The following is a 26189-nucleotide window of genomic DNA, read 5'->3' as shown; positions in this document are numbered from 1 at the left end:
CTTCCTGTCATGAATTGAAACACGTCTCACGTGCTGAAACGCTGTTCACGCCGTCGAACGCTACTTGATAGGTGAGGCCAAAATCCAGGCGATCCTTCGATATGATATGGCAAGGCACGAAATCGGCGACGAACAGTTCGATGCCGGATTCCATGGAGACCTGATTCGCCCTGACGACCCCGACTACGACGACGCCCGTGCCGTCTGGAACGGGATAATCGATAAACGGCCGGGACTCATTGCGCAGTGTGCAGGTGCCGCAGACGTCATCAGTGCCGTGGACTTCGCCCGCGAGAACGGTGTTCTCGTGGCGGTGCGTGGCGGCGGGCACAACGTTGCTGGCACGGCCGTCTGCGATGATGGGCTCGTCATCGACCTCTCGGAGATGACTGGCGTCCGTGTTGATCCAGAGACACGGACTGCGTGGGTTCAGGCCGGTGCCACATGGGCAGATCTCGACCACGAAACACAGGCGTTCGGTCTGGCGACACCCGGCGGTGTCGTTTCGGACACCGGCATCGCCGGGTTGACGCTTGGTGGCGGGATCGGACACCTGCGCTGCAAGTACGGCCTGAGTTGTGACAACCTCCGGTCGGTCGATCTGGTCACCGCGGAGGGCGAGTACCTGACGGCCAGCGCCGACGAGAACGAAGACCTGTTTTGGGGGTTGCGCGGGGGCGGTGGCAACTTCGGTATCGTCACTGGATTCGAGTTCGAACTTCACCCCGTCGGTCCGGACGTAGCGACCTGCCTCGTGTTTTATCCCGGTGACCGGCTGACCGAGGTGCTGCGGGCCTATCAGGAGTTCGTTGCGAACGCTCCCGACGAGATCAGCACGCTCGTGTTCGCTGGCGAGCTTCCAGACGAGGAGCTATTCCCTTCCGAGTGGGTCAACGAGCGGAAGTTCGCCATCATGGGGTGTTATGCTGGCCCCGCCGACGAGGGGGAACCCCAACTGAAGCCCCTACGGGAGTTCGCTGACCCGATCGCTGATTTCAGCGGGACGATGCCCTACGTCGAGTTCCAGCAACTCCTTGATGAGGACTACCCCGATGGGATGCGGTACTACTGGAAGTCACTGTACCTCGACAGACTTTCGAACATGGCCATCGACCGCATCGCATACTGGGCTCGGGCCGCTCCGTCGCCGTTATCGACGGTCGACGTCTGGCAGCTCGGGGGTGCGATTACGGACGTCGGCATCGAAGAGAGTGCCTTCGCTGGGCGGCACGCACCGTTTCTCCTCGGGGTGGAGGCTAACTGGGAGAATCCCGAAACCGACGACGCCAACGTCGAGTGGGTCCGAGACTGCCTCGACGACATGCGCCAATTCTCTGATGGATCGGTCTATCTGAACTTTCCCGGCTTCCACGAGGAGGACGACGAGATGTTACGGACTACGTTTGGCCCGGCGTATGAGCGGCTGGTTGCGCTCAAAGACGAGTACGACCCAGAGAACGTCTTCCGGCTAAACCAGAATATCAAGCCGACTGCCTAAGAGGTTACACTCTGGTAGTCTTCGTACTACCGGATTCGCAGTATGCTGATGCATACGCGCTCTGTGTTCAGCACGACTCTTTGAAGAGATACGCTGATTGGGAGGAATTCCAGCGATCAATAAGCATATCTACGGAACGGATAGTTCGGCAGCAAAGGTGTGAAACGAACGAAGCAGTCGCGCAGTAGTAACAACTGAAACGATTCGCACACCGATCGCCCGACCCGGGGTTCTCGCGCTCGCTGCTCGCTCCGAACCGCGCTTCTGCCGTCGGGTCGGGTGTGCAGCGACGTTCAGTGGCTACTATAGTTACTGGACGGCGTCTAAATCGTAGGCGTCCGGGTGGTCGGGGCTCTCCCATCCCTTCTTCCCACTCCAAGATTCGACGTCGAGACGGTACACGGCTGTCCGATCGATGGATTCCTCGGACATCTGCTCGTAGTCCTCGCCCGCCGTCAGTTGCGGCGCGAATTTTTCCATGAACTGCTCGAGAACACGTCGTTTCTCCTCTCGCTCAGCAAGGAAGTCGATGTGCCCGTAGGCGACCACGCTCGAGTATTCGACGGTGAAGTTCACCGGTTCGTCGGCCGGAACGTACCGCCCCTTCTCACTCGTCGTGAAAGAGGCTCGCGGCTGTTCGCCGTTCTCGACTAGATCGTGAGCACGCCCGGCCTGTGCACCGTGTAGGAAGATAGCGCTTACTTCGGGGTCGTAGACGAAGAGTTGTGTCACGAGGTGAGGGGTGTCGTCGTCTACGAGACCGAGCACACCTGTCTCTTGGTCGGCGAGAAAGTCAGGAATCCACGACGGGTCCTCGATCGCTTTGCCTTGATAGCGGATAGAATCAGAGACGTTCTCGGGTGGGTCGTCGGTCATATAGACTACTCGAAATAGTTGCAGAAATATAAATCGAGGTGGGGCCTCCAGGTCCGGACACGTAAGCCTGGATTCCACGCTTCGGAGATACTGTACTGCTATTCGCGTCCGCTGAATTCACGCGCTGTATCCCGCACGGCTACTCTGCTATCTGACGGTTCTCGTCCGCCGAGGAACGCGTTCGGTCCCTCATCGATCGGAGATAGGTTACGGCGAGCAACGCGGATACGAGATCCGGCAGGAAAGTGAATACGGCTGCGATGGGGCTGACACTGACGGTGTCGCCCGTCATAAACACCAGCGTCATGATAGCGATCGGAGCCGCGAGCGTTGCACCCAAGACCAACTCGATCCCGGCGAAGACGTACCCCCAAGTGCGCTCTTGATACAACCATATTGCTGAGAGGAGGATCGACGGCACCACGACACCGAGGTCGATGACGTGAGTCGCCATCGCTTGCTGGCCGGACTCTTCGATGAGGGCCGGCGTCGTCCCACTGAGTAACGGTGGTACGACGTCCGATAGCCAGAGTGCCCCGAGACCGAGTCCGATGACGGTCAGCGCTCCGCTGTACAGCGGCACGATGATGTCTCCGTCCAACGCCTGTCGGATTCTCTCCGCGTCGGTCGCTACCGTACCGCCGACGAGCGTGAAGAGCGAGAGCCCGAACAGCGCGATATAGACGAGAAACAGCTCGTTGAACGGGATCTGGATGGCGATGCTAGCCCACATGTAAGTCATCTACGCTAATCCACCGAGCCAGACGATTCGACCCCGCGGCGAGTCCCGGACCGCGTACCAGAGCCCGGCAGCAATCACGGGAATGCCGACGACGAGGATCGTGAGGTCCTGCACTTGATACGCTTCTACAATTTCTGAAGGGCCATGATAGTGGCCGGCACGAACCAACCCGAGCAGTGACGAAACGGCGGCAAGAACGAGGACGGCGACCGTCGAGACGATCTGCCATCGGCGGAGTTGGCGGGGCATTGTGTTCGCTGAATGGAACGATGGCGACGAAGGAGTTGATTTCGCTTGCGGCACCTATTCGGTGAGAACTGCCGGTTGCTCTGTCGTTCGATTCGAGCCCAGACAGCGTCAACCCTGACGCGACAGTGAAGGCGGACGGCGACCGGTTCCAGAGAGGGACAGCCGACAGCATCCTTTTCAGCAGCGGCGTGCAATTCGTTACCATGGCAGAGGCCGATCCCGGCGTCGTTCCGGCCGTCGAATCCACCGCCGAGGACATCGCCGCCATGCGGATTCGCGGCGCGGCGACGATCGCCGACGCGGCCGCGGCCGCCCTCGAGACCCAAGCCGAACGCGCTGACGCCGACACCCCCGCGGCGTTCCGACGGCAGCTCCGAGCCGCCGCCCGAACGCTCTACGAGACCCGCCCGACCGCGGTCAGTCTCCCGAACGCCCTCCGGTACGTACTGCGGGGAACGGCGGGCGAAACCGTCGCCGACCTCCGAGCGTCGACGATTGCCCGCGCCGAACAGTTCCAGCGCGAACTCGCGCAGGCCCAGGACAACCTCGGCGAGATCGGCGCGAACCGGCTGCGGGACGGCGACACCGTCCTCACGCACTGTCACTCCACGGATGCCCTCGCGTGTCTCGACGCCGCCCTCGAGGACGGGAAAGCGCTCGAGGCGATCGTCAAGGAGACCCGGCCCCGCAAACAGGGCCACATCACGGCCCGCGAACTGCGCGAACGGGGCGTGCCGGTGACACTGATCGCGGACAACGCGGCCCGACGCTATCTGGACGACGCGGATCACGTACTGGTCGGAGCCGACAGCATCGCGGCCGACGGGAGCGTGATCAACAAGATCGGGACGAGCGGACTGGCGGTCAACGCCCGCGAACGAGGGGTGCCGGTGATGGTCGCGGCCCAGACGATCAAGCTCCACCCCGATACGATGACGGGCCACACCGTCGAGATCGAGAGCCGGGACGAACGGGAGGTGCTGACGGACGAAGAGCGCGCGGCGATCACCGGCGATGGAGCGGATGCGACCGATACCGACGGGGCGACCGCCGAGGGTCGGGACGGCGACGAATCGACCGCCACGAGCGACGAGGGGCTGACCGTCGAGAATCCCGCCTTCGACGTGACACCGCCGCGATACGTCGACGCGATCGTCACCGAGCACGGACAGTTCCCGCCGGAGAGCATCGTGATCCTCATGCGGGAACTGTTCGGCGAGACGACCGACGAGCCCTGGGACGCGTAGCGGCCCGGGGCGGCGTTCGCGCCTCGAGTCGGGAGCGAGCCGACCGCCGATCCCGGGGAGCCATCCGAATCACGAGGGTGATCGTCCGCCGGTTTGCTATAACTATGCTGATTATTTCGACAATCGGAAAGTGTTAGTCACTGGTGTGTGCTATTTCTCCTATGGTATTGCCCGAGGGGTTCGTCGTCCCGCCGTGGTACCTGCTGGTTCCGGTCGTCGTCGTGCTGGGGAGCGTCATCGCGTTACTGTGGGCGATCGAGCCGCCGGTGACCGACCGCACGGTCATCGCGTTCGCACCGTGGATGATGTTCGGTGCGAGCCTCCACGTCCTCTACAAGTTGGACGCGTTTCCCGCGGGTATCGAGCCCCTGTTCAGTTCGCCGCTGGTCTACGGAGTGACGGCGATCATCGCGGGGACCGTCTGGATCATCGGGGTCTTCCTCCACATCGGCGGGCTCCAGCCGACCATTCCCCGGTTCGTCGGAATCGCCGGCACGGCGTTTTTCACCGTCTTCGCGATGTTCGCGATCTTCCGCAGCGTTCAGACGGGCACGTTCGAGCCGTTCTGGCCGGTCATCGCCGTCGTCGTCGCCGGCATCGTCACCGCCATCGCCTGGGTCGCGCTGAGCCTCTGGTTTACCGACGTGGCGGCGACCACGGGTGCGACCGGTGCGCTCGTCGTCTTCGGCCACACGTTAGACGGCGTCACGACCGCCGTCGGCTACGACGTCCTCGGAGCCAGCGAGAGCGTACCGCTCTCCCTGGTGCTCCTCGAGGCCGGCGAGGCGCTACCGACCGCGGAGTACATCGGTTCCGGTTGGCTGTTCGTCCTCGTCAAGGTCGCCCTCGCGCTGGTCATCCTCGGGCTCTTCCGGGAGTACGTCGACGAACGGCCCCAGCAGGCCCGAACGATCCTCGCGCTGGTCGCCGCGGTCGGCCTCGGGCCGGCGACCCACAACACGCTGCTGTTCATCGTCGGCTGAGCAGTCGCCCCCTCATCACACCGCCGCGGCCCGTTCTAGTACCTAGGTTTTTCCCGGCCGATATCGTCCACCTCTAGTCGTGCAATGGATCCGGTCACGGTACTCGCGGCCGGCCACGTCAACTGGGACGTGACCCTCCGTGTCGACAGGCTCCCCGAAGCCGACGGCGAGGCGGCGATCCACTCGCAGCGGCAATCCGGCGGCGGCAGCGCCGCCAACGTCGCCGCGGCGCTGACCGGCCTCGAGGTCGAGACCGGACTGATCGGCAGCGTCGGCGACGACGACAACGGCCTGCTCGCCCGCCGCGAACTCGAGGCCGCGGGCGTCTCACTGTCGGGCGTGCGCGTGATCGAGGGGGCCGAGACGGCCGTCAAGTACCTGCTCGTCGACGAGACCGGCGAGGTCGCGATCCTCGGCAACGACGGCGTCAACGAGGCCGTCGCACCCGCCGACCTCGAGCCGGCGCGGATCCGCGCGGCCGACCACGTCCACCTGACCGGCCAGCGACCCGACACCGCCGCCGCGATCGCTCGGGTCGCGAGCGAGGCCGGCATCACCGTCAGCTTCGATCCCGGTCGCCGGTTCGGGGATCGCGACTACGACGAGACGGTCGCGCTCACCGACGTCGTCTTCGTGACGGATCGAGAGGCTGCGGCGTTCGAGGCCGAACGACTCGAAGCGGTCGCCGACGACCGACTCGTCGTCGTCACGTGTGGGGCCGACGGGGCGGAAGCGTACGCGCCGGACGGCGACGCCGTGCATCCCGGCTTCGACGTCGAGCCAGTCGATACGGCCGGCGCGGGCGACGCCTTCGCGGCGGGATTCCTCGCGACGTGGCTCGAGGACGGCGATATCGATCGTGCGCTGGCGTACGGGAACGCCTGCGGGGCGGTGACCGCGAGCCGCGACGGCGCGCGAAGTGCGCCGACGATGGCGGCGGTCGAAGACGTGCTCGGCCGGCGGTCGTGAGCCGGTCGCTGTCGGGCGATTCTCACCGGGTGCTGTCTGACGGTAGTTATATAGGCGGAGACGTTGCGCACTCGAGTGAACAGTCACGATCTCGTGACTGAGAGACATGACGGAAGGAAGGGTAAACGAGTCTAACGGATGCGGCATCAGACGGCGTATCCGATACGATCGACGTGCGGAGGAACCGCCGAGTATCGCCGCTGCGATGGCGCTGGCTCAGTATTACGGCGACGACGTCACTGCGGCCAGTACGCAGCTATACGACTACATCGATCCGGATGCACTCGACAGTCTCTTCGCCGAGACGAACCGCGGCGGTTCCAGGGCGAACGGGACCGTCGAGTTCGAGACCGACGACGCAGTGGTCACGATCCGATCCGAGCGCGTCGACGTGCGCCCGCTCGACTGACCGGGACGTGCCGATCGGCGGTCGAGCGTTGGGAAACGGGGGTGGCGTCGAGGATCGCCGACGCGGTTCCGGCACCTCGGCCCTTCCTCGAACCTTTTTTCTCGCCGCTCGCGGAACGCGAGGGTATGGCGACGCAGCCACACCTGCTGGTCGAGGACGGCGAGTTGACCGACATCGCGCTCATCCCGGGCGATCCAGGACGGGTCGATCGCATCGCGGACCACTGCGACGAGTCGGAGACGGTCGCACAGAACCGCGAGTACAAGGTGGTCAACGCCACGTACGAGGGTCGAGAACTGACGATCTGCTCGACGGGCATCGGCTGTCCCTCCGCGGCCATCGCCATCGAGGAGTTGGCCAACGTCGGCGTCGAGACGTTCGTCCGCGTCGGGACGACCGGCGCGCTCCAGTCGGGGATCGAGATCGGCGACATGATCGTCGCGACCGGTGCGGCCAAAAACGAAGGGACGAGCAAACGGTACGAGGCCGTCGAGTACCCCGCGGTGCCCGATTACGACGTGCTGTCGGCGCTGGTCGACTCCGCAGAGGCAAACGACGAAGACGTTCACGTCGGCCCGATCGCCTCGGACGACGCCTACTACGCCGAGACCGACGCGGCCGTCGACGACTGGGAGGCCGCCGGCCTGCTGTCCGTCGAGATGGAGGCCGCCGCCGTCTTCTCGCTGGCTCGCCGCAGAGGACTGCGTGCCGGCGCGATCTGTACCGTCGACGGCAATCTCGTGGAGGGCACGCAGAAGGGGACAGACACCGAGGACGACGAACTCCCCGACAAGGCGAAGAACAACGTCGGGCGGGCGATCGACATCGCGCTCGAGGCCGCCGCGGACCTCTGAATCCGGCCGCCGCGCGCTATGCCGTGAGCTGTTCTGCGAGCGTCATCGTCCGATCGGTCAGCGTCTCGGTCGTCGTCGACGCCTCCTGCAGCGTCTCGTTGATCGTCTCGAAGAGCCGATCGAACGCGAGCGTCCCGTCGTCGGTTCGCCAGTCGGCCGTCTCGCGGACGGCGAGTCCGCAGGTCGGACACGCGTCGGGATCGTCCTCGAGCGCGGCGAAGCAGCCGTGGCAGCGGTCGAGTCCAGTTGCGACGGTCTCGCCGAGTTCGACGACCCGGCGGAGGCTGGACTGCAGGTCCGTCGCCGCGTCCGAAAACGCGGCGAGCGAGGACTGAACGTCGGGATCGGCGGCCGACTCGAGCGCGGCGATGCGTTCGAGCCGAGCGTCGACGATATCGAGCGCGAGGGAGACGTCGCGGCGGGTGTGGCGATACTCGTCGATCGACTCGTCGAGGTCGACGTCGGTTCCGTCGTCGACCGCCGACGCGAGCGTATCGGGGAGCGAGGTTGCAAGCGACGCGAAGGCGGCGATATCCGAGATAGTCGCGCTCTGGACGCCAGTCGTGTCGCGCACGAGGCGAAACAGGTCGTCGTTCGCCATCGAGGTCGGTTCGGGCACCGACTCGAGCGTCGCGTAGCAATCGTCACAGACGGTGACAAGGGAGCTCTCGTGGGCGTCGTTCGCCGAGTCGTCGTCGAGGGGGTACGCCCGGAGCGTCACCGATTCGTCGTCGCCGTCCGCGGCGCAGTGTCGACAGCGCCGGTCGTCGCGGTCGAACACCGCCGCTCGGTCGGCGTGGCGGTCGGGGGAAGTCACGAGCGAGCGAAGACAGGCCGACACTAAAAACGCACCGGCGCGACGAGCTGGGCGTGCGAAACACTAACTCGCGGCCGATCGTACTGTCCGTATGGCCGATTCACCGGACGACGCCGATCGATCGGACGCAACGGAGGAGTCGACCGCCGACGTATTCGACCTCGAGCGCGCCTACGACCGCGGGGATCTCGCCGCCGTCTTCCGCGAGTTCGCCGACGCGTTCGACGACGGCCGACCGATCCGGCTCGACGGCGACGAGCAGACGGTCAGGCTCGCGGTCCCGCAGGGCGTGGTCGCCGAGTTCGAGGCCGAACGCGACGTCGGCGCGGAGCCGCCGGTCGGCGAACTCGAGATCGATCTCGAATGGGACGACCCCGACGGCTCGAGCGTTCGGATCACCGACCGCGATGCCGACGAAGCCCCAGATTCCGACGCCGAGAGCGGTGACGGGTCGAACTCGGACGATGTGAAACCGGCGGCGGCCGTGATGTCGCCGGAAGACGTCGCGGGCCGCGGTGGACACGAAGACGAAACGGCAGGGAGCGCCACCGAAAGCGGAGACGAACCGGCGGCGACGGTGGAGAGCACGGACGCCGAGACGACCGACGAGGACCGGTCGGGCGAGGGTAGCCGGCGAAGCCGCTTCGAAGTATACGAGGACAGGGCGGGCGAGTGGCGATGGCGACTCGTCCACTGGAACGGCAACATCGTCGCCGACAGCGGCGAGGGATATACGTCGCGGTCGAACGCGGAACGGGCGGCCCGAGGCGTGATGCGCAGCGCCGCGACTGCGACCGTCGAGCGCCGCCGTGAGTAACGAGAGCGGGTGGCCGACCGGACGGCGTTACGGTCGGACGTCTTCGCCCTCGAGGTCGACGTCGAGTTCCGCGGACCGATCGACCTGCTCGTACTCGAGCGAGGGCATCACGTCCGGCGGGACGGCGTTGTACTCCTGGAGGAACGAGACGATGCCGCGTCGACCGCCGAAATCGCCGCGATAGGACCGGAAGCGTCGCGGGACGGTCGCCGTCTCGGTTTCGGGATCGTACGAGACGTTCTCCTCCAGGAACCACTCGATGGCGATGTCCAGTTCTTCGTCGACGTCGCGCGGCGAGTAGACCGCGATCGGCGGACAGTGATCGGCTCCGTGACTCAGCGCGAAGTGGACCCGCGGATCGCACTGCTCGAGGCGGAACTCCCGCTCGAACGACGAGGGGAACAGCCGCGGAACGTAGCCGAAACCCCAGGGGTGCTTCGAACCGCGGAGTAACCCGTGTTCGATATCGTTGAGACTCAGCCAGACGCCACAGACCGGAACTTGATCGCGAGCGAAGAACTTCCATCGGTCGAGGAAACCGCCATCGAGCAGGTCGGGCTCCCGTTCCTCCAGCAGGAGCTGGGCGTAGGCGTTGTAGCAGTTGAGCCAGAACGCGAGTTTGCCTTCGCGGCCCGAGAGCGCCCGCTCCAGATGCGATCGCTCGAGGGCCGCGAGACGCTCTCGTAACTGATCGGCGTCACCCTCGGTCTTGACCGTATACAGGAGATCGGCCGAGAGCGAAAGCGGATCGAGCTGAGTCGACATTCGGGTATGAGTTCACGAACCAAGCCCTTGAAGCCGTGTGACGGATCCAGACGACAGTCTGTACTGGGAACTGGTCGGATAGGTGGTTTTATTCCGCCGAGCGATGAACTGATAGCCGTGAATCTCAGCAAGGGGTTTCTCTTCGTTCTCGTCGGGATCTTCGCGTACCTCTCGCTGTTGCTCGTCCTCCCGTTTTTCCAGTACGTCCTCGGAGCCATCCTCGTGGCGTACGTCCTCTACCCGGCGCAGGAACGCCTCGAGCGGCGAGTTTCGCCACGTATCGCATCGCTCGCGCTCGTCGTCGTTGCCGTCGCCGGCTTCGTCGTCCCGCTGTTCGTCATCGTCGCCGTGGTCGCCAGCGACGCGCGGCGACTCATCGAAAACGCCGATCCGGAATCGCTCCGGACGGCCGAACTCGAGCAGGCTATCGAGACGCAGACGGGCGTCAGCGTCGACCTGACGACGACGCTGGCCGACTCCGCACAGGGGGTCGGCGGAGCCGTCCTCGAGCAGTCGACCCAGTGGGTAAGCGCGCTGACTCACACCGTCGTCGGACTGGGCGTCGCGATCTTCCTGCTGTACTACCTGCTCAAAGACGGCAGCGAACTGTTCGCCTGGATCCGGGAGCTGACGCCGCTACCGGACGAGGCACAGGACGACTTCTACCGGGAACTGGACGCGGTCATGTGGGCGGTCCTGGCGGGCCACGTCCTGATCGCGATCATTCAGGGATCGATCGCCGGTCTCGGGCTGTTCGCGACCGGGATCCCGAACGCCGCGTTCTGGACGGTCGTCATGATCATCCTCTCGCTGATCCCGCTGGTCGGCTCGTTCCTCGTCTGGGGACCGGCCGTCCTCTTCCTCTTCGCGACGGACGAGCCGTTCCTCGCGGTGGCGCTATTCGCCTACAGTACGGTCGTCGTCGGCCTCTCGGACGACTACCTTCGGCCGATCCTCGTCGATCGCTACGCCGATCTCAATCCCGCGGTCATCATCCTCGGCGTCCTCGGCGGCGTCTACGCGTTCGGCGTCATGGGGCTGTTCTACGGACCGGTCGTCCTCGGCGCGCTGATCGCGACGCTGAACGTGATGCGGGACCACTACAATCAGTTGACGGAACCGGGGCTACAGTAACGAACGCCAGTCGACTCCGTACCGCGGCCGTGCGGGCGTCGCTCGGCCCGTCGTCGCGGTCGTCTTACTGTGCGTCGGGCGTCCCGGCGAGCACCTCGTCGACGAGCCGCGTAAACCGGTCGACGAGCCGATCCGGAACCGTCGGCGTCACCGTCGTCAGCAGCCGCCCCGTCGCTTCCGGATCGGTAAGCTCGAGCACGACGCGATTTCGCTCGTCGTACCGTTTCGTGACGATCTCGTGGTCGACCAGCCGGTCGACGTGGTACTCGAGCGTGCTGCGAGCGATCTCGAGGGCGTCGGCGACGTCGGCGGGTGCGGCCGACTCGTGTTCGAGCAGGTGGACGACGATCTCGCGGGCGGTCTCCCGGCGGAACAGCGCCAGTGCGGCTCGCTCGCGGTCGTCGTACGCCGGCGGGTAGTAGTGCGTCCGGCCGTAGAACTCCTCGCGGACGAGCCGATCCTCCTCGAGCAGCCGCCGGACGTGGTACTGGACCTGCCCCGGCGCGAAGTCGGACTCCCTGACGAGTTCGTTGAAGTGAACACCGGCGTTCGAACCCACGTGCGCTCTGATCTCCTGTCGTGTTTCAGTCATCGTAACCCCTGTTCACCCTGCGGACGGATGTACCGGGAGCTAGCGGATAGGCGCATATAACGGGTTCCCCGCGTTCCCAGCCGCCGAGAACCGGCGATCCGTGACTCGAGTCGGGCCAGCAGCCGATCTGACGACCGAACGAGAGTGGCGCTCGATCCGCCGAGACCGTCCAACGGGAAACACCGACACGAATAGGTAGCCGTCCGACCGAGTACCGGTATCGATCGCATGGTGTTCCCCACATCGGTCACCGGCGAGTGGCTCGATCCACAGCTCGCACCTGTCCTCGTCGCCGTCATCGTCCTCGCGGTACTCGGTACGACTGCCCTGTTCGTCGTCGGACTCGTCGCCTACTCCCGCCGACGAACGGCCCGCTATTGTCTGATTTCGGTCGTCCTCGGCGTCCTCGTCGTCCGCTCGATCACCGGACTCGGGACCGTCCTCGGCCTCGTCCCGATGACGGTCCATCACCTCGTCGAGCACGGGTTCGATTTCCTGATCGCGGTGCTGGTCCTCTATCTGGTCTTCCGAAGCGGATCGTCCAGCGCCACCGCGTCGTTGGGAGCCGACAACGAGTAACTCCCCCGCCTCGAGGCACCGGCCGGTTCGCGTCCGACGCTGCGTGGGTCGCGCCCGGGATCCGTCGGGCTTTTGCCGTCCCGCGCCCGACGGTGCAGCAAGACGAATGGCCCGGTATCACATCGAGACGTACGGCTGTACGTCCAACCGCGGGGAGAGCCGCGAGATAGAGCGGCGACTCCGCGATGCGGGCCACTACCGAGTCGACAGCGCCGACGAGGCGGACGTGGCCATCCTCAACACCTGCACCGTCGTCGAGAAGACCGAGCGTAACATGCTGCAGCGGGCCGAGGAGCTCGCCGACGAGACGGCCGATCTCTTCATCACCGGCTGTATGGCGCTGGCCCAGGGCGAGGAGTTCGACCAGGCCGGCGTCGACGGCCAGGTCCTCCACTGGGACGAGGTCCCGGAGGCCGTGACGAACGGTGAGTGTCCGACGACGACGCCCGACGCGGAGCCGATCCTCGACGGCGTCGTCGGCATCCTCCCCATCGCACGGGGCTGTATGTCCGACTGCTCCTACTGCATCACCAAGCAGGCGACGGGCAAGATCGACTCCCCCTCGATCGAGGAAAACGTCGAGAAGGCCCGCGCGCTGATCCACGCCGGCGCGAAGGAGATCCGGATCACGGGACAGGACACGGGCGTCTACGGCTGGGACGAGGGCGAGCGCAAGTTACACCGGCTGCTCGAGCGCATCTGCGACCTCGAGGGCGACTTCCGGGTGCGCGTGGGGATGGCCAACCCGAAGGGCGTCCACGGCATCCGCGAGGAACTCGCCGAGGTCTTCGCCGAACGCGACGAACTCTACGACTTCCTGCACGCGCCGGTCCAGTCCGGGAGCGACGACGTGCTCGGCGACATGCGCCGCCAGCACCAGGTCGAGGAGTATCTCGAAGTCGTCGAGACGTTCGACGAGGCGCTCGACTACTGGACGCTCTCGACGGACTTCATCGTCGGCTTCCCGACCGAAGCGGAGCACGACCACGAGCAGTCGATGGCGCTGCTGCGCGAGACCCGCCCGGAGAAGATCAACGTCACTCGCTTCTCGAAGCGGCCGGGTACCGACGCGGCCGACATGAAGGGACTGGGCGGCACGGTCAAGAAGGAGCGCTCGAAGGAGATGAGCGCGGCCAAGCGCGAAATCGTCGCCGACGCCTACGCGGACATGGTCGGCGAGCGTCGTGACGACTGCCTCGTCGTCGAGGAGGGCACCGCCGATTCCGTGAAGTGTCGCGACTCGGCCTACCGCCAGATCATCGTGCAGAACGCGGCCGACTGCGGCATAGAGCCCGGCGACTTCGTCGATCTCGAGGTGACGGCTCACGAAACCATGTACGCGTTCGGGACGCCGGTGTAGGGTCCGGGTCGGTCGCTTCCACCGCGGCGAACCCGACTCGCTCTCGAGGGTCTTGAAAGTCGCGACGGTAACCAGTGTTCGGGAATCAGCGCACGACTCTACGGCCGTTCGGAGAGAATTGCTCGATATGAGCAACACAGTCGAAGAGCCGGCCCCGTGTCCGCGCGCCGATCGGGACGGAGAGTTCGGGTGCGCACCGAAGCAGATCATCGAGTTGCTCTCCGAGGACGACGCGCGAGCGGTGTATCTGGCCGTCGAGGAGCCGACGACGGTCAGCGAGATCGCCGATGCGCTCGAGCTCCCCACGTCCACAGCCTACCGGAAAGTCGAGAACCTCCGCGAAGCCGGGCTGATCCGACAGCTCAACGAGCGCTCCCAGGGAGGGCTGCCGGCCCACTACGTCCAGGCGATCGAGCACGTCAGAGTGACGTACGACGATCCGCTGCGGATCGAGTGTGCACACCACGGCAAGACGCTCTACTGCGAGCCCTGACTGCGGTGTGAGCCTCCCGGCGGCGAACCGTTAGAGGTCCGCGACGGCGGCTTCGATCTCCTCGCGGGGAAGCGGCGAGATCCAGTCGTCCGCGACGAAGGCGTACTGCACCTCGCGATCCGCATCGAGGACGAACGCGGAGCGCCAGGGCGTCGACACGCCGGCCATGTGCGACCGATCGACCAGCAAATCGAACGACTCGCTCACCGCGCCGTCGACGTCCGCGAAGAAGCGAAAGCCGGGGCGGTCCAGCCAGCGGAGGAACTCGTTTTGGGCGTACGGACCGTCCCGGCTCACGCCGAGGACCGACACGTCCTCGAACTCGGCCCAGCCGGCGCGGACGAAGCGCTTCCACCAGTTCTGTGCGATCGCGCTGAACGCAAAGCCCGTCGAGACGACGACGCCTCCTCGAGCGCCGAGTGCGTCGGACAGCGCTGTCGATCGGAACGTTTCGCCGTCACAGAGCACCGCCTCGACATCGGCAACGGTCTCGCCCTCGGTCGGTGGCATACGCGAGGATGCTCGTCCGAGCACAAAAATCTCGGCGTAGCGGGCGTATCGTTCGGTTCGATCAGCGAAAGAGGACCGTCGGGCGCTGTGCGACGGACTCGAGCGAGTCGTCGGGACCGATCCCGGGCAGTCGGACGGTCGCGACGGATCCCGCGGTCTCGCCGTCCCTGGCCTCGATCTGAAAGGAACCGCCGTAGCGGGTGACGATCCAGTTGACCAGCCAGAGGCCGAGCCCCGAACCGTGTTCCAGCGCTTCCTCCTGGCCGTTGGCGATGACGGTGGTCTCCATCTCCGAGATTCCGGGACCGTCGTCTTCGACGGTCAGGACGACCCGCTCGCTGTCGTCGTCGGCGACCGCTAACCCGACCCACGGCTCGGGTGCAGGGTTGTGTTTGAGCGCGTTCTCGACGAGTTCGGCGACCGCCCGCTCGAGTTCGGGGCCGGCACAGAACGGGCGATCGGTGTGGACGGTCACGTCGACGGTCGCCGACGGGAACCGCTCGCGATAGTCGTTCGCGACGTCGGTGAGAAGCGAGTCGGGCGGGAGCCGCTGTGGATCGCGCTCGCGTCGGGCGTACCGTTCCAGATCGCGGGCCTGTTCGCTCAGTTCGATCAGCGCGGCGGCGGTGTCGGAGAGCTGCTCGCCGGGGGTCTCGGCGTCGTCGGCCGGGGCGTTCTCGAGTCGGTCGGCGAGCCCCAGGAGGACGTTCATGTCGTTGCGCAGGTTGTGCCGAAGCACCCGGTTGAGCAGCCGGACGAGTTGGTCGGTCCGCTTGCGTTCGGTGATCTCGGTCTGAAAACCGAGGTAGTGGGTCACGTCACCGTCTGCGTTCTCGACCGGACTGACACGGACCTGATTCCAGAACGGCGTTCCGTCGGCCCGATAGTTGAGGATCTCGACCGACACCGGCTCGTTCGCGTCGATCCGTTCGCGGAGCGTGGCGACGGTCTCCGGATCCGTCGCCTCGCCCTGAAGAAAGCGACAGTTCCGACCGAGCGAATCGGCCGCCTCGTACCCGGTCAGCCGTTCGAACCCCTCGTTGACGTAAACGAGGGGTTCGTCGGACTGCTCTGCGTCCGAAATCGAAATGCCGATCCGCGCCTCGTCCATCGCCCGGTTCTTGATCCGCAGTTCCTGTTCGCGTTCCTTTCTCGCGGTCACGTCTCGGCCGACGCCCTGCACTCCGCGAACGGTACCGTCGTCGACGAGCGGCGTTCCGTTTACCTCCAGCACGACGAGCTCGCCGTCCGCGTCGACGAATTCGAGTTCGAGGTTTTCGACCGGCGTCCCGTCGATCACCTGTGAGTAGCCCGTTATCGCCGCTTCGGTCGCGGACTCGGCGATGAACTCGGTGATCGGTCGTCCGATCAGCGTCTCGGGCTCGTAGCCCAGGACGCGCTCGACCGCGGACGAAACGTAGGTGAACTCCGTCTCGAGCCCGACCCGGAACAGGATATCGAAGCTGGTTTCCGCGATCCCCTCGAAGCGCTGTTTCTCCCGCTCGAGTCGCTCGTTTCGGCGCCGGAGCTCGCGCTCGTGTGCCCGTTGTTCGAGCGCCTGCCCGATCAGCTTCGTCAGCAGTTCGAGAGTGGTCTTTTCGACCTCCGAAAAGGGGGTGTCACGTTCGTCTTTGTCGGCGAAACAGACCGTCCCGTAGGTATCGCCGTCGACCACGACCTTGCCACCGATGTATGCTCCCAGATCGAACGTCTCGATCGCGGTCTCCGAGATTGCCGACGATACCGACGCCTGCTGGACGGCAAGCGGCACGTTAGTCTCGACGGTTCGACGGCAGTAGGCCTCCTCGAGCGGACAGGATTCGCCCGGTTGGATCAGTTCGTGCGAGCCGACCGCCTGCACGATTGTCTGGGTTTCGTCCTCGATCCGAGTGAGAAAACCGACGGGGAGATCGAAATACTCCGTCCCGATCTCGAGGGCGCGGGCGATCTGCGCCTCGACGTCGCGGTCCGTATCGACGAATACGTCGTACAGTGCTTCGCGATACGAGGTGGCGTCCATCGGTTCCGTCTTCGACCGACGAATATTAGCTATTGTGGCAACTCTCGTTGGGGCCACCCGATGTCGGCGCCGTGGGCCGACGGCACTCGAGCGAGGCGTACTCTTTTGATCGCCTGTGCCGTAGTAAGGGGCATGCTCACGCTCTACCGACTGGAAGGCTGCCCGTTCTGCGAGCACGTCGTCGACCGCCTCGAGGAACTCGACGTCGACTACGAGAGCGTCTGGGTCGAGGGACTGCACTCGAAACGCAACGAGGTCAAGCGCGTCTCGGGCCAGCGGCAGGTCCCCGTCGTCATCGACGAGGATAGCGGCGTGACGATGGCCGAGTCCGAGCGCATCCTCGACTACCTCGAGACGACCTACGCCTGACGACGGTCGGAGTCGCCGCTCGCTACTCGTCGCCGTCGTCGAGATCGTGGGGATCGATGCCCGGGTCTTCGACTGCGGGCGCGCCGATCGCCAGAATAACGCCTTCCTCGTCGCCCACGTTGCGGTGGCCGTGGCCGACTTCCGGCTTCGCGATCCAGAACGTTCCCGGGCCGGCATCGACGTACTCCTCCTCGCCCGAGCGGCCGAGTTTCAGCGAGAACTCGCCCTCGACCACGTAGTACAACTCCTCTTGCTCGTTGTGTGCGTGGTAGCCGATCTCCTCGCCGGGCTCGAAGTACCAGAGCTTGATATTGAGCGAATCGGTGTCGAAGACCTCGTCGATCGCCCGGATCCGCAGGTCGGGCGGGATCTCGTCGACGTCGGAGAGGTCGGTGATCGGTACGTCGTCGGTGTGAACCACTTCGTACTCCATGCTACCGTGTGGAACGATAACGCGCGTCAAAAGTGTCTCGTCGACCGGCCCGGATTGCTGGTTCTCATCCCTGTCCCCCGTCCCCGCCGTCGACCGCTCGCGCCGTCGGGCTCGGTCCCGCTCCGGCCGACGGTGCGACCGGTCCCTGAGCGGTCCCTAGATCGATCCCCTCGCGCTCGAGGCGGGCGACGATCTCGCGGGCGTACTCCGAGCGGACGCGGCCGTAGGTACCGCGGTCTGGGTCGGCGATCCAGCACAGGGCGACTATCTGAACCCCGTCGCCGAGCCCGACGATGCGCGCCGTCGGCTCCGGTTCCGCAAGAATGTCTGGATGGTCGGCCGCCGCGTCGGTCAGGAGACGGGTGACCGCGTCGAGATCGTCGTCGTAACTGACCGCGACCGACACCCGGACCCGGAGTCGGTCCTCGAGAACGGCGTTGGTGACCGCACTCGCGGTCAGTTCCGAGTTGGGGACCGTAACGATCTCGTTGTCGAACGTGCGGACCCGCGTCGAGCGGAAACTGATGTCCTCGATGATCCCCTCCTGATCGTCCCAGCGGATCCAGTCGCCGATGCTAAACGACGGATCGGTGACGATGAACGCGCCGCTAACGAAGTTGCCGACCACGTTCTGTGCGGCGAACCCGAGCGCGACCGTCAACGCGGCGACGAGAATCGCCGCCCGCTCGAGGACGAAGCCCAGGCCGGCGATCGAGAGGCCGACGACGACCGCGATCGTGACTACGCCGATCGCGACGACGCCCTCGAGACCTTCCTTGAGGGTGCGCTCGGTGTCGCGAACGCCGAGCGCGGCGCTCACGAGCGGCCGGACGACGATTCGGCCGATCACGTACACGAGAGCGAACGTCAGCAGGAAGGTCGCGACGTTGTCCAGTAGCGAGAGGTAGGCCGCGAGCAGTTCCTCGAGGCGAGTCAATACGGGCACGCGTTCGGCGTTCGACGGAGCGGCCCACAAGCGTTGGGCCGGCACTCTCCCCGCCGATCACACTCGATTGCGATCCCCGTCGGTCTCGACGACGACGGCACTCCCTTCGTCGGGGGCGGTCGTTCCGTCCTGGGCGGCGAAGGCGTCGTGGAGGTGGTCGTACGTCGCCTCGAGCGCCTCGACGATCACCGTCGTGTCGCTGATGACGGGCATGAAGTTCGTGTCGCCCTGCCACCGCGGGACGACGTGGGTGTGGAGGTGGTCGTCGATCGAGCCGCCGGCGCCGTCACCGAGGTTCAAGCCGGCGTTGAAACCGTCCGGCTCGAAGGCAGTCTCGAGGGCGGCGAACGTTCGCTGTTTCAAGCGGGCGTGATCGAGTAGCGTATCGTCCGCGAGCGCGCCGTACTCGCCGGTATGCGTGTGGGGTATCACCATCGCGTGGCCCGGGTTGTACGGGTAGTTGTTCAGCATGACGAACGCGTGCTCGCTGCGCGCGACGATCCGGTTGTCGCGGTCGGCGTCCCGCTCGGGCAGTTCACAGAAGACGCAGTCCTCGACGTCCGGATTCTTTTCCTCCCGTCTGATCCACTCGATCCGCCACGGTGCGAACACCTGCTCCATAGTCGGTACCACTCGAGGCGCGCCTAAAGCGTTTCAGTCCCATCGCGTACGGCGATCACGGCGGTATTCGACCGCCATATCGTGCGTTGGCAAGACCCAAATCCGCTATAACTGAACGAGAGCCAGTTTTAAACAGTATAAGACGCTCTCGGTACCTCTTTATAGAGATGTTAACGCCTTCTTGCGTTTTTCTCAACTCACGTTTCAAAATGAAGCATGGCTTTAAGAGGAGGCTACTACAAGTAATCCGGTAATGGCAACGACCGACAACTCATTCAACGGGATGACCGAGCACTGCGAGGAATGCGATCTGGAAACCCTCCACGAGGTTTCCGTGCAGATTCGAACCGAGAGCCTCAAGAAAGAGAACGCACAGTTCTCCCGCGAACCGTACCGCGTCAGCGAGTGCCAGCGATGTGGCAACCGCTCGAGCCAGCGGATGAACAACGCCTGAAGCAGATTAGCACTCGATTAACGACCAACTACTTCCGTTGCTCGGTCCCCGAATCCGTCGAGCATCTCGCACTCGTTGTCGCTATTACCGATTCGAACTACCGTCAGATTTCACTCGGTCGTGACTTCGCAGCCGTCCTCGGTAACGATAATCGTATGCTCCTTCTGACTGACCAGGAAGCCGTCGTCCTCCTTGAGAACCGGATAGCTGTGGACGATACTGTTGCGCTTGAGTCGGCGCAGCGCCATCTCCGGTCGGTCGGTCTCGAGCCACCGCGTCGCGAACGGCAGCGTACGGAACTCCTCGGTGATCTGGTCCAGCGCCTCGCGGGCCTGTCGGTTACGGACGTTGCCCTCGCGCTCGAGTGAGAAGATTTCCTCGGTCGCGCCCTCGCTGACTTTGCCGCCGCCGTCGGTCGCGAACGGCTCGATCGCGACTACGTCGCCGACCTCGAGCGTCGCGCCCTGCGAGACGGCGCGATTGGGAATGTTCGGACTGGTGTGTTGCTCCCAGTGACCCAGTCCGTGACCGGTGAGGTTGACGACGGGGTTGAACCCGTAGCCGTCGATCACGTCCTCGATCTCCGCGCCGATCTCGCCAGTGTCGACGCCGGGTTCGACGACCTCGAGAGCGGCCTCGAGAGCCTGTTCGGAGGCCTCGGCCAGTTCGGGGTTGCCCGAGAGGTCGACGGTGATCGCGGTGTCGGCCAGCCAGCCGTCGACGTGGACGCCGATGTCCAGATTGATCATTTCCTCGCCGAACGTCGTCTCGTCGTCGATCGACGGCGTCGCGTGAGCAGCCTCCTCGTCGACGGAGATGTTGACCGGGAAAGCGGGTTGTCCGCCGAGTTCCCGGATACGCTCTTCAGCCCACTCGGCGACCTCGAGGTGGCTCGCGCCGACCTCGACGCGCTCGGCGGTCTCCTCGCGCACCTGCGCGAGGATCTCCCCTGCTTCGCGGTGTTTCTCGTACTGCTCGGACTCGAGGTCCACCTCGGATTCAGCCATGCATCCGGGTTACACCGATCGACAAAAAGAGGTTCCGTCTCTCCGCGGGCCGACGGATCGGGCCGGCCGTCACCGGGACGGACCCCAGCGGTGTCGTTCGAACTGGCCTCGAAGCGCGTTCAGTGGCGACCGCGGGCCGATCGAACACGTTCCAGACCCGACCGTTTGCGCGAGAAATCGTCCGTATCGTCGTCGGCGTCCGTGAAACGGTCGCCACGGGTTATACCCCGCCGGGACCTCGTACCCACCGGCGTGAGAGACGCCAGCGAACCGAGCAGGGCGTCACTGGCACGCTGACCCCGGCTCGAACCGGCGACCGACGCCCACGAGGCCGACGGCACGAACGAGCACCCGGCGGGTGGATCCACCGGCCTCGAGGGACGGTCGGCCGCGTTTTTCCGGACGGGACGAGCAGGATTCGGCAGCGAGTCGGACGCTCATCGCTCTCGTCGCCCGTCCATCGTGAAGTGCTGATTTTTCGACGATCATCCCCTTCATTTGATGTTTTTTGCATCAGTGGCGGTGTCGAATTCCGGCCGATAAATCGCTCAGACACCGGATTTCGACACCATCTCGGAATCCGCTGCGACTGTGTATCGTTCAACTTTTGCCGGGCCGAGACGGAAATGGTAGACCTTTTACCCCCGTCGAAGAACCGTGTAGACGAGATGAGTTACGACAAGATCGAGGTCCCCGACGACGGGGAGAAGATCACGCTGAAAGAGGGTACCGAAGACGAACTCGAGGTACCTGACAACCCGATTATCCCGATTATCTACGGTGACGGTGTGGGCAGCGACGTCGGCCCCGCCGCACAGAAGGTCCTCGAGGCCGCCGCGGACGCGACCGGCCGCGAGATCAACTGGATGCGCGTCTACGCCGGCGAGTCCGCCCGCGAGAAATACGACGAGAACCTGCCCGCCGAGACCGTCGAGGCGATCAAGGAACACCGCGTCGCGATCAAGGGCCCGCTGACGACGCCCGTCGGCGCCGGCTTCCGCTCGCTGAACGTCGCGCTGCGCAAGAAGCTCGACCTCTACGCGAACGTCCGTCCGACCTACCACCTCGACGGCGTTCCGTCCCCCGTCTCCGAGCCCGAGCAGATGGACATGGTCACCTTCCGTGAGAACACGGAAGACGTCTACGCCGGCATCGAGTGGGAGGAAGGCACCGACGAAGTCGAACAGGTCAAGGAGTTCGTCGAGGACGAGATGGGCTTCGACAGCACCATCCACGACGGCCCCGTCGGCATCGGCGTCAAGCCGATCACGGAGTTCGGGACGAAGCGTCTCGTCCGCCGCGCCATCGACTACGCCCTCGAGCACGACCGCGACTCGGTCACGCTGGTCCACAAGGGTAACATCATGAAGTTCACCGAGGGCCAGTTCCGCGACTGGGGCTACGAGGTCGCCGAAGAGGAGTACGGCGACGAGGTCATCACCGAGGACACCCTCTGGGAGGAGCAGGACGGCGAGGCCGACGACGACGTGCTCGTCGTCAACGACCGCATCGCCGACAACATGCTCCAGCAGCTGCTGACCCGCACCGACCAGTACGACGTCATCGCGACGATGAACTTGAACGGGGACTACATGTCCGACGCCGCCGGTGCACAGATCGGCGGCCTCGGCATCGCTCCCGGGTCCAACTTCGGCGACGGTCTCCTGCTGGCCGAACCCGTCCACGGCTCCGCGCCCAAGTACGAGGGCCAGGACAAGGTCAACCCGACCGCGATGATCCTCTCGGGCCGCATGATGCTCGATTACATCGGCTGGGCCGACGCCGCCGACCTCGTCCGCGACGCCGTCGAGGAGACGATTTCGTCGGGCAAGGTCACCTACGACCTCGAGCGACAGCTCGAGGACGCCGAGAAGCTCGCCACCAGCGAGTTCGCCGAGGAAGTCGTCAACAACATCGAGAAACTGTCGTAGACAGTTTTTCGGGCAGTCAGGCCGCGACGCGGTCTGACGCACTCGAGAACCTCTCGTAAACCGCTCTCCGTTCTCGCTTTTCTTTCGGAGCCGCTCACCGGATCGAGCGGGTCGTAACTCGGTCGAGTCGACACTCGTGCCGTAATATTCACCCATCCTACGCGCGTACGCTCACGCGATGGCTGATCTCGAGGTCCACGTCGCCGACACGGACCGAGAACGCGAAGACGCGTTCGCGGTCCGTCACGCGGTGTTCGTCGAGGAGCAGGGCGTCGACGAGGAACTGGAGTACGACGATCACGACGAGACTGCCGTCCACTTCGTCGCGTACGACGGCGAGGAACCGATCGGCGCGGCGCGATTGCGCGAGTACGAGGACGGCGTCGGGAAAGTGGAGCGCGTCGCCGTCCTCGAGCCCCGCCGGAGCGAAGGCGTGGGTCGTGCGCTGATGGCGACGCTCGAGGAGCGCGCCGCCGCGCTCGGGTTTTCGACGTTGAAACTCCACTCGCAGACCCGAGCCGCCGGCTTCTATCGTAACCTCGACTACGAACGGCGCGGCGAGGAGTTCGAGGAGGCGGGGATCCCCCACGTCGAGATGCGGAAGTCGGTGGCGTGATCCGACGCGAGGCCGTCCCGCGTCACTCGAGTCGCGGCAGGTCGCCCGTCCGCTCCCTGCGAACGAGGTCGCGAACGAACAGGCGGAGCTGTCGACACAGTTCCTCGCGGTCCTCGTACGAGTAGATCCGGGCCTCCCAACGGTCGCGGACGGCGGCGATCATCGCGCTTCGGACGCCCGACTCGTGAGCGAACACGACGCGTTCGCGGTGGTGGGCGGGCGTCTCCTCGTCGAACAGCGCCTCGAGGACCGACCCGACCTCGATCCCGACGCCGAGGTTGTCGCCGGCGGCGGGGACGACGTAGACGACGGCGTTGCTCGCTCGAGCGAACGCGATGCTCTGGGACGCGGCGTCCAGTTCCGAGAGCGGGACGTCGACGTCGACCGCGAGAAAGGCGTTGACGCCAGCACTCGTCCGGAGTCGATCGCGGGCGTCCAGCAGGAGGTCCAGCGCCGCTTCGTCGCGCTCGAGGTCGTGCTCGGAGCCGACGAGCGTTCCGAAGTCCATCGACGCGGGCACCGATTCGGGGTCGGCGTCCGCGAGCGCCCGCTCGACGTCGAACGCTTCGTAGGGCCCCATGAGATACACCAGAAATCGCGAGCGGGGTAACTCACCTAATTCGTCGACGATACGGTCTCGCATACCTCGGCTGCTCGCGGCTAGTATATAAATGTACGCCATTTCAGCGATTACTGACTCAGCGAACGTTTATGCGGATCGGGTGACGATGCTGTAGTATGGCCGGATCCGAGCGCGCGGCGCGGCGGAAGGGAGAGGAACTGCTACCCGAGCAGAGCATCCTCTCGCTCGAGGAGTACCTCGCGATGCAACGCTCGATCGGCAACGAGACGCGGTTTCGCGTCCTGAACGCGCTCGTCGAGGACGGTGCGCAAAGCGCCAGCGAACTGCGCGACCGGCTCGAGATCGAGTCGAACGTGCTCCACTATCACCTCGACGAGCTCGTCGACGTCGGTCTCGTAGAAAACCGGAAACGCAAGGAGCCGAACAGCAACGGGCTCTACTCCTACTACCGGGCGACGTCGCTCGGCGAGGGGATTCTCGAGCACGGCGTCCGCGAACTGATGCGCCGCGAGTGGGACGCGCTCGAGGAGTACGGCGAGTAGTCGCGGGGCGTCGCCCGATGTGACGGGGGAGCGCCACTCGTCGGGCGGCGTCAGTCGGGTGTCTGACTGAGTTTCAAGGGCCGGACCGTTGGCAACGATAGTATGGAACAGGACGTTCGTGCCCCCGCCAACGCGGTTACGGCCACGGTATCGACGGTACAGCGACTCGGCCGACTACTCGTCCCACTCGCGATCGCGGCCGCCGTCACCGGCGGCGGGCTGCTCGTCTTCTTCGCGGTCGTCACCGCCGTCGTCCTGTAGCGGCTCGGGCCGCCGGTCGGATCACGAGCCGAGCCCGGTCGTGACCTATTCCGACTGCCAGCTCGGGTTCTCTCGCGGCGGACTGAAGATGTCGACGCCGCGGACCGTCTCGTCGCCGCGGTTCTCGGCCGCGTGGGGCTCGTCGCCGGAGATAGCGTAGGAGTCGCCGGGTCCGCAAACGATCTCTTCACCGTCGACGAGGAAGGTCAGTTCGCCCGCCGCGATGAAACCGGTCTGCTCGTGGGGGTGGCTGTGCTCGTCGACGGTCGCGCCGGGTTCGATCTCGAAGTGCTGGACGTTCATCGAGTCGGTGCCGGCCATCAGGGCCAGGTGGACGCCGTCGGCCGCTTCGGACGGCTCGCAGTCGTCGAGGGAGACGCGTTCCATACGCTTCGAAAGGGGGCAAAAGCCCTAATAGTTCCCTTCGTTGGCGGGTTCGACCGGCCGTTCGCCGTGCCGGAAAGCGGTGGAGATGACAGCCGAACGGTGTCTCAGCTCGGAGCGAGCGAGGGTCCAACCTATACCTCGCTGCTCGGTCGAGGTGGGTCCATGGAGGCCATGGTCATCACCGACTTCGGCGGAACCGACGTGTTCGAACGCCGCGACATCGATCAGCCGACGCCCGGTCCGACCGAACTGCTCGTTCGAGTCCACGCGTCGTCGGTCAATCCGGTCGACTGTAAGATTCGGCAGGCCGGTTCGTGGGCCGGCATCGCTCCACCGACGGTCATCGGCTACGACGTCTCTGGCGTCGTCGAGGCGGTCGGCGATGCGGTCGCGGATTTCGAAGTCGGTGACGAGGTCTTTTACACGCCGGAGATCTTCGGCGAGCAGGGAAGCTACGCGGAGTACCACACTGCCGACGAGTCGATCGTCGCTCAAAAGCCCGATTCGCTCTCGCACGCCGAGGCGGCGGCGCTCCCCCTCGCGGCGGCGACCGCCTGGGAGGCGATCGTCACCCGCGGCGACGTAACGGCCGGCGAAACGGTCCTGATCCACGGTGCCGGCGGCGTCGGCGCTCACGCGGTCCAGATCGCCGACGAAAGCGGCGCGACGGTGGTCGCAACGGCGAGCCCGCAGACGGTCGATCAGACCGAAGAGCTCGGCGCGGCTCGCGCCGTCGACTACGAATCCGAGTCGTTCGCAGACGTGATCGATGCGGAGTTCGACGAGGGAGCCGACCTCGTCTTCGACACAGTCGGCGGCGACACGCTGGTCGAAAGCACCGGCGCGACGAAGCCCCACGGCCGGCTGGTCACCGTGCTCGAGCCGGAGGGCGAGTGGGGAACCGCCTATCAGAAGAACCTCGCAGTCGAGATGCTGTTCCTCGAGCGGGACCGGCGACCGCTCGACGCGCTCCGTCGGCTGGTCGACGCGGGCCGCCTCGAGCCGGTCATCGACTCGGTGCATCCGCTGGGCGACGTCGCGAAGGCCCACGAGATGGTCGAGGGGAGCGGACTCACCGGAAAAGTAGTGCTGGACGTCGCGGGCCGGTGACCGCCGTCACCGCTC

Annotated in this window: 32 protein-coding genes; 18 read left to right on the top strand and 14 right to left on the bottom strand. The window is 65.2% G+C overall.

The window, feature by feature from the left end; genetic code table 11:
- Nucleotides 1–106 precede the first annotated feature (106 nt).
- On the top strand, nt 107–1498 hold the full coding sequence (locus NDO75_RS01365) for an FAD-binding oxidoreductase (RefSeq protein ID WP_310904309.1): 1392 nt from the start codon (nt 107–109) through the stop codon (nt 1496–1498).
- A 309-nt stretch (nt 1499–1807) separates the two neighbouring features.
- Here NDO75_RS01365 and NDO75_RS01360 read toward each other — a convergent pair whose 3' ends face one another.
- The 3 genes from NDO75_RS01360 to NDO75_RS01350 form a co-directional block, all read right to left on the bottom strand.
- Nucleotides 1808–2374, bottom strand: a complete 567-nt coding sequence (locus NDO75_RS01360; RefSeq protein WP_310904308.1) for a pyridoxamine 5'-phosphate oxidase family protein — start codon at nt 2372–2374, stop codon at nt 1808–1810.
- 139 nt (nt 2375–2513) lie between these two features.
- Nucleotides 2514–3116, bottom strand: a complete 603-nt coding sequence (locus NDO75_RS01355) for a hypothetical protein (RefSeq protein ID WP_310904307.1) — start codon at nt 3114–3116, stop codon at nt 2514–2516.
- Complete coding sequence (locus NDO75_RS01350) at nt 3117–3365, bottom strand: hypothetical protein (RefSeq protein ID WP_310904306.1); 249 nt, start codon at nt 3363–3365, stop codon at nt 3117–3119. It lies immediately after the preceding gene.
- A gap of 203 nt (nt 3366–3568) precedes the next feature.
- Between NDO75_RS01350 and NDO75_RS01345 the strand changes: the two genes are divergently transcribed.
- The 5 genes from NDO75_RS01345 to NDO75_RS01325 all read left to right on the top strand — a co-directional run bounded on the left by NDO75_RS01345 (nt 3569) and on the right by NDO75_RS01325 (nt 7827).
- Nucleotides 3569–4612 carry a ribose 1,5-bisphosphate isomerase gene (locus NDO75_RS01345; RefSeq protein ID WP_310904305.1) on the top strand — a complete coding sequence of 348 codons (1044 nt, stop codon included), beginning with the start codon at nt 3569–3571 and terminating at the stop codon, nt 4610–4612.
- Nucleotides 4613–4773: 161 nt separating this feature from the next.
- Nucleotides 4774–5595, top strand: a complete 822-nt coding sequence (locus NDO75_RS01340; protein ID WP_310904304.1) for a DUF63 family protein — start codon at nt 4774–4776, stop codon at nt 5593–5595.
- Nucleotides 5596–5679: 84 nt separating this feature from the next.
- Complete coding sequence (locus NDO75_RS01335) at nt 5680–6564, top strand: PfkB family carbohydrate kinase (RefSeq protein WP_310904303.1); 885 nt, start codon at nt 5680–5682, stop codon at nt 6562–6564.
- A gap of 106 nt (nt 6565–6670) precedes the next feature.
- A complete protein-coding gene (locus NDO75_RS01330; protein WP_310904302.1) occupies nt 6671–6973 on the top strand; it encodes a HalOD1 output domain-containing protein in 303 nt (100 codons plus the stop codon).
- A 125-nt stretch (nt 6974–7098) separates the two neighbouring features.
- Nucleotides 7099–7827 carry a nucleoside phosphorylase gene (locus tag NDO75_RS01325; protein ID WP_310904301.1) on the top strand — a complete coding sequence of 243 codons (729 nt, stop codon included), beginning with the start codon at nt 7099–7101 and terminating at the stop codon, nt 7825–7827.
- A 16-nt stretch (nt 7828–7843) separates the two neighbouring features.
- Here NDO75_RS01325 and NDO75_RS01320 read toward each other — a convergent pair whose 3' ends face one another.
- Complete coding sequence (locus NDO75_RS01320) at nt 7844–8644, bottom strand: HNH endonuclease (RefSeq protein ID WP_310904300.1); 801 nt, start codon at nt 8642–8644, stop codon at nt 7844–7846.
- Between the two features lie 91 nt (nt 8645–8735).
- Between NDO75_RS01320 and NDO75_RS01315 the strand changes: the two genes are divergently transcribed.
- A complete protein-coding gene (locus NDO75_RS01315) occupies nt 8736–9461 on the top strand; it encodes an amphi-Trp domain-containing protein (RefSeq protein ID WP_310904299.1) in 726 nt (241 codons plus the stop codon).
- Nucleotides 9462–9488: 27 nt separating this feature from the next.
- Here NDO75_RS01315 and NDO75_RS01310 read toward each other — a convergent pair whose 3' ends face one another.
- Entirely contained in the window at nt 9489–10226 is a 738-nt protein-coding gene (locus NDO75_RS01310) for a DUF547 domain-containing protein (RefSeq protein WP_310904298.1), read from the bottom strand.
- A gap of 117 nt (nt 10227–10343) precedes the next feature.
- On the opposite strand from NDO75_RS01310, the gene NDO75_RS01305 reads away from it, so the two are divergent.
- Nucleotides 10344–11360: an AI-2E family transporter gene (locus NDO75_RS01305; RefSeq protein ID WP_310904297.1), complete on the top strand. Its 1017-nt coding sequence runs from the start codon at nt 10344–10346 to the stop codon at nt 11358–11360.
- A 64-nt stretch (nt 11361–11424) separates the two neighbouring features.
- On the opposite strand, the gene NDO75_RS01300 is transcribed toward NDO75_RS01305, so the two are convergent.
- Nucleotides 11425–11952, bottom strand: a complete 528-nt coding sequence (locus tag NDO75_RS01300; RefSeq protein WP_310904296.1) for a helix-turn-helix domain-containing protein — start codon at nt 11950–11952, stop codon at nt 11425–11427.
- Nucleotides 11953–12180: 228 nt separating this feature from the next.
- Here NDO75_RS01300 and NDO75_RS01295 point away from each other — a divergent pair, with 228 nt between their 5' ends.
- From NDO75_RS01295 to NDO75_RS01285, 3 genes are all read left to right on the top strand, one after another.
- Nucleotides 12181–12531, top strand: coding sequence for a hypothetical protein (locus NDO75_RS01295; RefSeq protein ID WP_310904295.1), 351 nt, complete (start codon nt 12181–12183; stop codon nt 12529–12531).
- Nucleotides 12532–12637: 106 nt separating this feature from the next.
- Complete coding sequence (locus tag NDO75_RS01290; RefSeq protein ID WP_310904294.1) at nt 12638–13891, top strand: tRNA (N(6)-L-threonylcarbamoyladenosine(37)-C(2))-methylthiotransferase; 1254 nt, start codon at nt 12638–12640, stop codon at nt 13889–13891.
- Nucleotides 13892–14018: 127 nt separating this feature from the next.
- Entirely contained in the window at nt 14019–14384 is a 366-nt protein-coding gene (locus NDO75_RS01285) for a helix-turn-helix domain-containing protein (protein WP_310904293.1), read from the top strand.
- Between the two features lie 30 nt (nt 14385–14414).
- On the opposite strand, the gene NDO75_RS01280 is transcribed toward NDO75_RS01285, so the two are convergent.
- Both NDO75_RS01280 and NDO75_RS01275 read right to left on the bottom strand, forming a co-directional pair.
- On the bottom strand, nt 14415–14894 hold the full coding sequence (locus tag NDO75_RS01280) for a redoxin domain-containing protein (protein WP_310904292.1): 480 nt from the start codon (nt 14892–14894) through the stop codon (nt 14415–14417).
- A gap of 61 nt (nt 14895–14955) precedes the next feature.
- Nucleotides 14956–16914 (bottom strand): PAS domain S-box protein, encoded by a 1959-nt coding sequence (locus NDO75_RS01275; protein ID WP_310904291.1) that lies wholly within the window; start codon nt 16912–16914, stop codon nt 14956–14958.
- 132 nt (nt 16915–17046) lie between these two features.
- Between NDO75_RS01275 and NDO75_RS01270 the strand changes: the two genes are divergently transcribed.
- Complete coding sequence (locus tag NDO75_RS01270) at nt 17047–17283, top strand: glutathione S-transferase N-terminal domain-containing protein (RefSeq protein WP_310904290.1); 237 nt, start codon at nt 17047–17049, stop codon at nt 17281–17283.
- A 22-nt stretch (nt 17284–17305) separates the two neighbouring features.
- Here the strand turns inward: NDO75_RS01270 and NDO75_RS01265 are convergent, their stop codons facing one another.
- From NDO75_RS01265 to NDO75_RS01255, 3 genes are all read right to left on the bottom strand, one after another.
- On the bottom strand, nt 17306–17716 hold the full coding sequence (locus tag NDO75_RS01265; protein ID WP_310904289.1) for a cupin domain-containing protein: 411 nt from the start codon (nt 17714–17716) through the stop codon (nt 17306–17308).
- A 64-nt stretch (nt 17717–17780) separates the two neighbouring features.
- A complete protein-coding gene (locus NDO75_RS01260) occupies nt 17781–18662 on the bottom strand; it encodes a mechanosensitive ion channel family protein (protein ID WP_310904288.1) in 882 nt (293 codons plus the stop codon).
- 57 nt (nt 18663–18719) lie between these two features.
- The gene (locus tag NDO75_RS01255) at nt 18720–19283 is read right to left on the bottom strand and encodes an HIT domain-containing protein (RefSeq protein WP_310904287.1); all 564 of its coding nucleotides are present in this window, start codon (nt 19281–19283) and stop codon (nt 18720–18722) included.
- 253 nt (nt 19284–19536) lie between these two features.
- On the opposite strand from NDO75_RS01255, the gene NDO75_RS01250 reads away from it, so the two are divergent.
- Nucleotides 19537–19737 (top strand): hypothetical protein, encoded by a 201-nt coding sequence (locus NDO75_RS01250; protein WP_310904286.1) that lies wholly within the window; start codon nt 19537–19539, stop codon nt 19735–19737.
- A gap of 110 nt (nt 19738–19847) precedes the next feature.
- Here the strand turns inward: NDO75_RS01250 and map are convergent, their stop codons facing one another.
- Nucleotides 19848–20744 (bottom strand): type II methionyl aminopeptidase, encoded by an 897-nt coding sequence (map, locus tag NDO75_RS01245; RefSeq protein WP_310904285.1) that lies wholly within the window; start codon nt 20742–20744, stop codon nt 19848–19850.
- A gap of 668 nt (nt 20745–21412) precedes the next feature.
- On the opposite strand from map, the gene icd reads away from it, so the two are divergent.
- Together icd and NDO75_RS01235 are read left to right on the top strand one after the other, a co-directional pair.
- Nucleotides 21413–22675, top strand: coding sequence for an isocitrate dehydrogenase (NADP(+)) (icd, locus tag NDO75_RS01240; protein ID WP_310904284.1), 1263 nt, complete (start codon nt 21413–21415; stop codon nt 22673–22675).
- A 178-nt stretch (nt 22676–22853) separates the two neighbouring features.
- Nucleotides 22854–23291 carry a GNAT family N-acetyltransferase gene (locus tag NDO75_RS01235; RefSeq protein WP_310904283.1) on the top strand — a complete coding sequence of 146 codons (438 nt, stop codon included), beginning with the start codon at nt 22854–22856 and terminating at the stop codon, nt 23289–23291.
- 22 nt (nt 23292–23313) lie between these two features.
- On the opposite strand, the gene NDO75_RS01230 is transcribed toward NDO75_RS01235, so the two are convergent.
- Nucleotides 23314–23934: a hypothetical protein gene (locus NDO75_RS01230; protein ID WP_310904282.1), complete on the bottom strand. Its 621-nt coding sequence runs from the start codon at nt 23932–23934 to the stop codon at nt 23314–23316.
- 95 nt (nt 23935–24029) lie between these two features.
- On the opposite strand from NDO75_RS01230, the gene NDO75_RS01225 reads away from it, so the two are divergent.
- Both NDO75_RS01225 and NDO75_RS01220 read left to right on the top strand, forming a co-directional pair.
- Nucleotides 24030–24416 carry a helix-turn-helix domain-containing protein gene (locus NDO75_RS01225; protein WP_310904281.1) on the top strand — a complete coding sequence of 129 codons (387 nt, stop codon included), beginning with the start codon at nt 24030–24032 and terminating at the stop codon, nt 24414–24416.
- Between the two features lie 102 nt (nt 24417–24518).
- A complete protein-coding gene (locus NDO75_RS01220; protein WP_310904280.1) occupies nt 24519–24677 on the top strand; it encodes a hypothetical protein in 159 nt (52 codons plus the stop codon).
- Nucleotides 24678–24722: 45 nt separating this feature from the next.
- Here the strand turns inward: NDO75_RS01220 and NDO75_RS01215 are convergent, their stop codons facing one another.
- Complete coding sequence (locus tag NDO75_RS01215) at nt 24723–25064, bottom strand: cupin domain-containing protein (protein WP_310904279.1); 342 nt, start codon at nt 25062–25064, stop codon at nt 24723–24725.
- A 162-nt stretch (nt 25065–25226) separates the two neighbouring features.
- On the opposite strand from NDO75_RS01215, the gene NDO75_RS01210 reads away from it, so the two are divergent.
- Nucleotides 25227–26174 carry a zinc-binding dehydrogenase gene (locus tag NDO75_RS01210; protein WP_310904278.1) on the top strand — a complete coding sequence of 316 codons (948 nt, stop codon included), beginning with the start codon at nt 25227–25229 and terminating at the stop codon, nt 26172–26174.
- Nucleotides 26175–26189: the final 15 nt, after the last annotated feature.

Origin of the sequence: Natrinema sp. 1APR25-10V2 (genome assembly GCF_031626495.1) — an archaeon.
In the GTDB taxonomy this organism is placed as follows: Archaea; Halobacteriota; Halobacteria; order Halobacteriales; family Natrialbaceae; genus Natrinema.
Note: the sequence above shows the minus strand (reverse complement) of the source record. Positions and strands in the feature narration are given on the sequence as shown.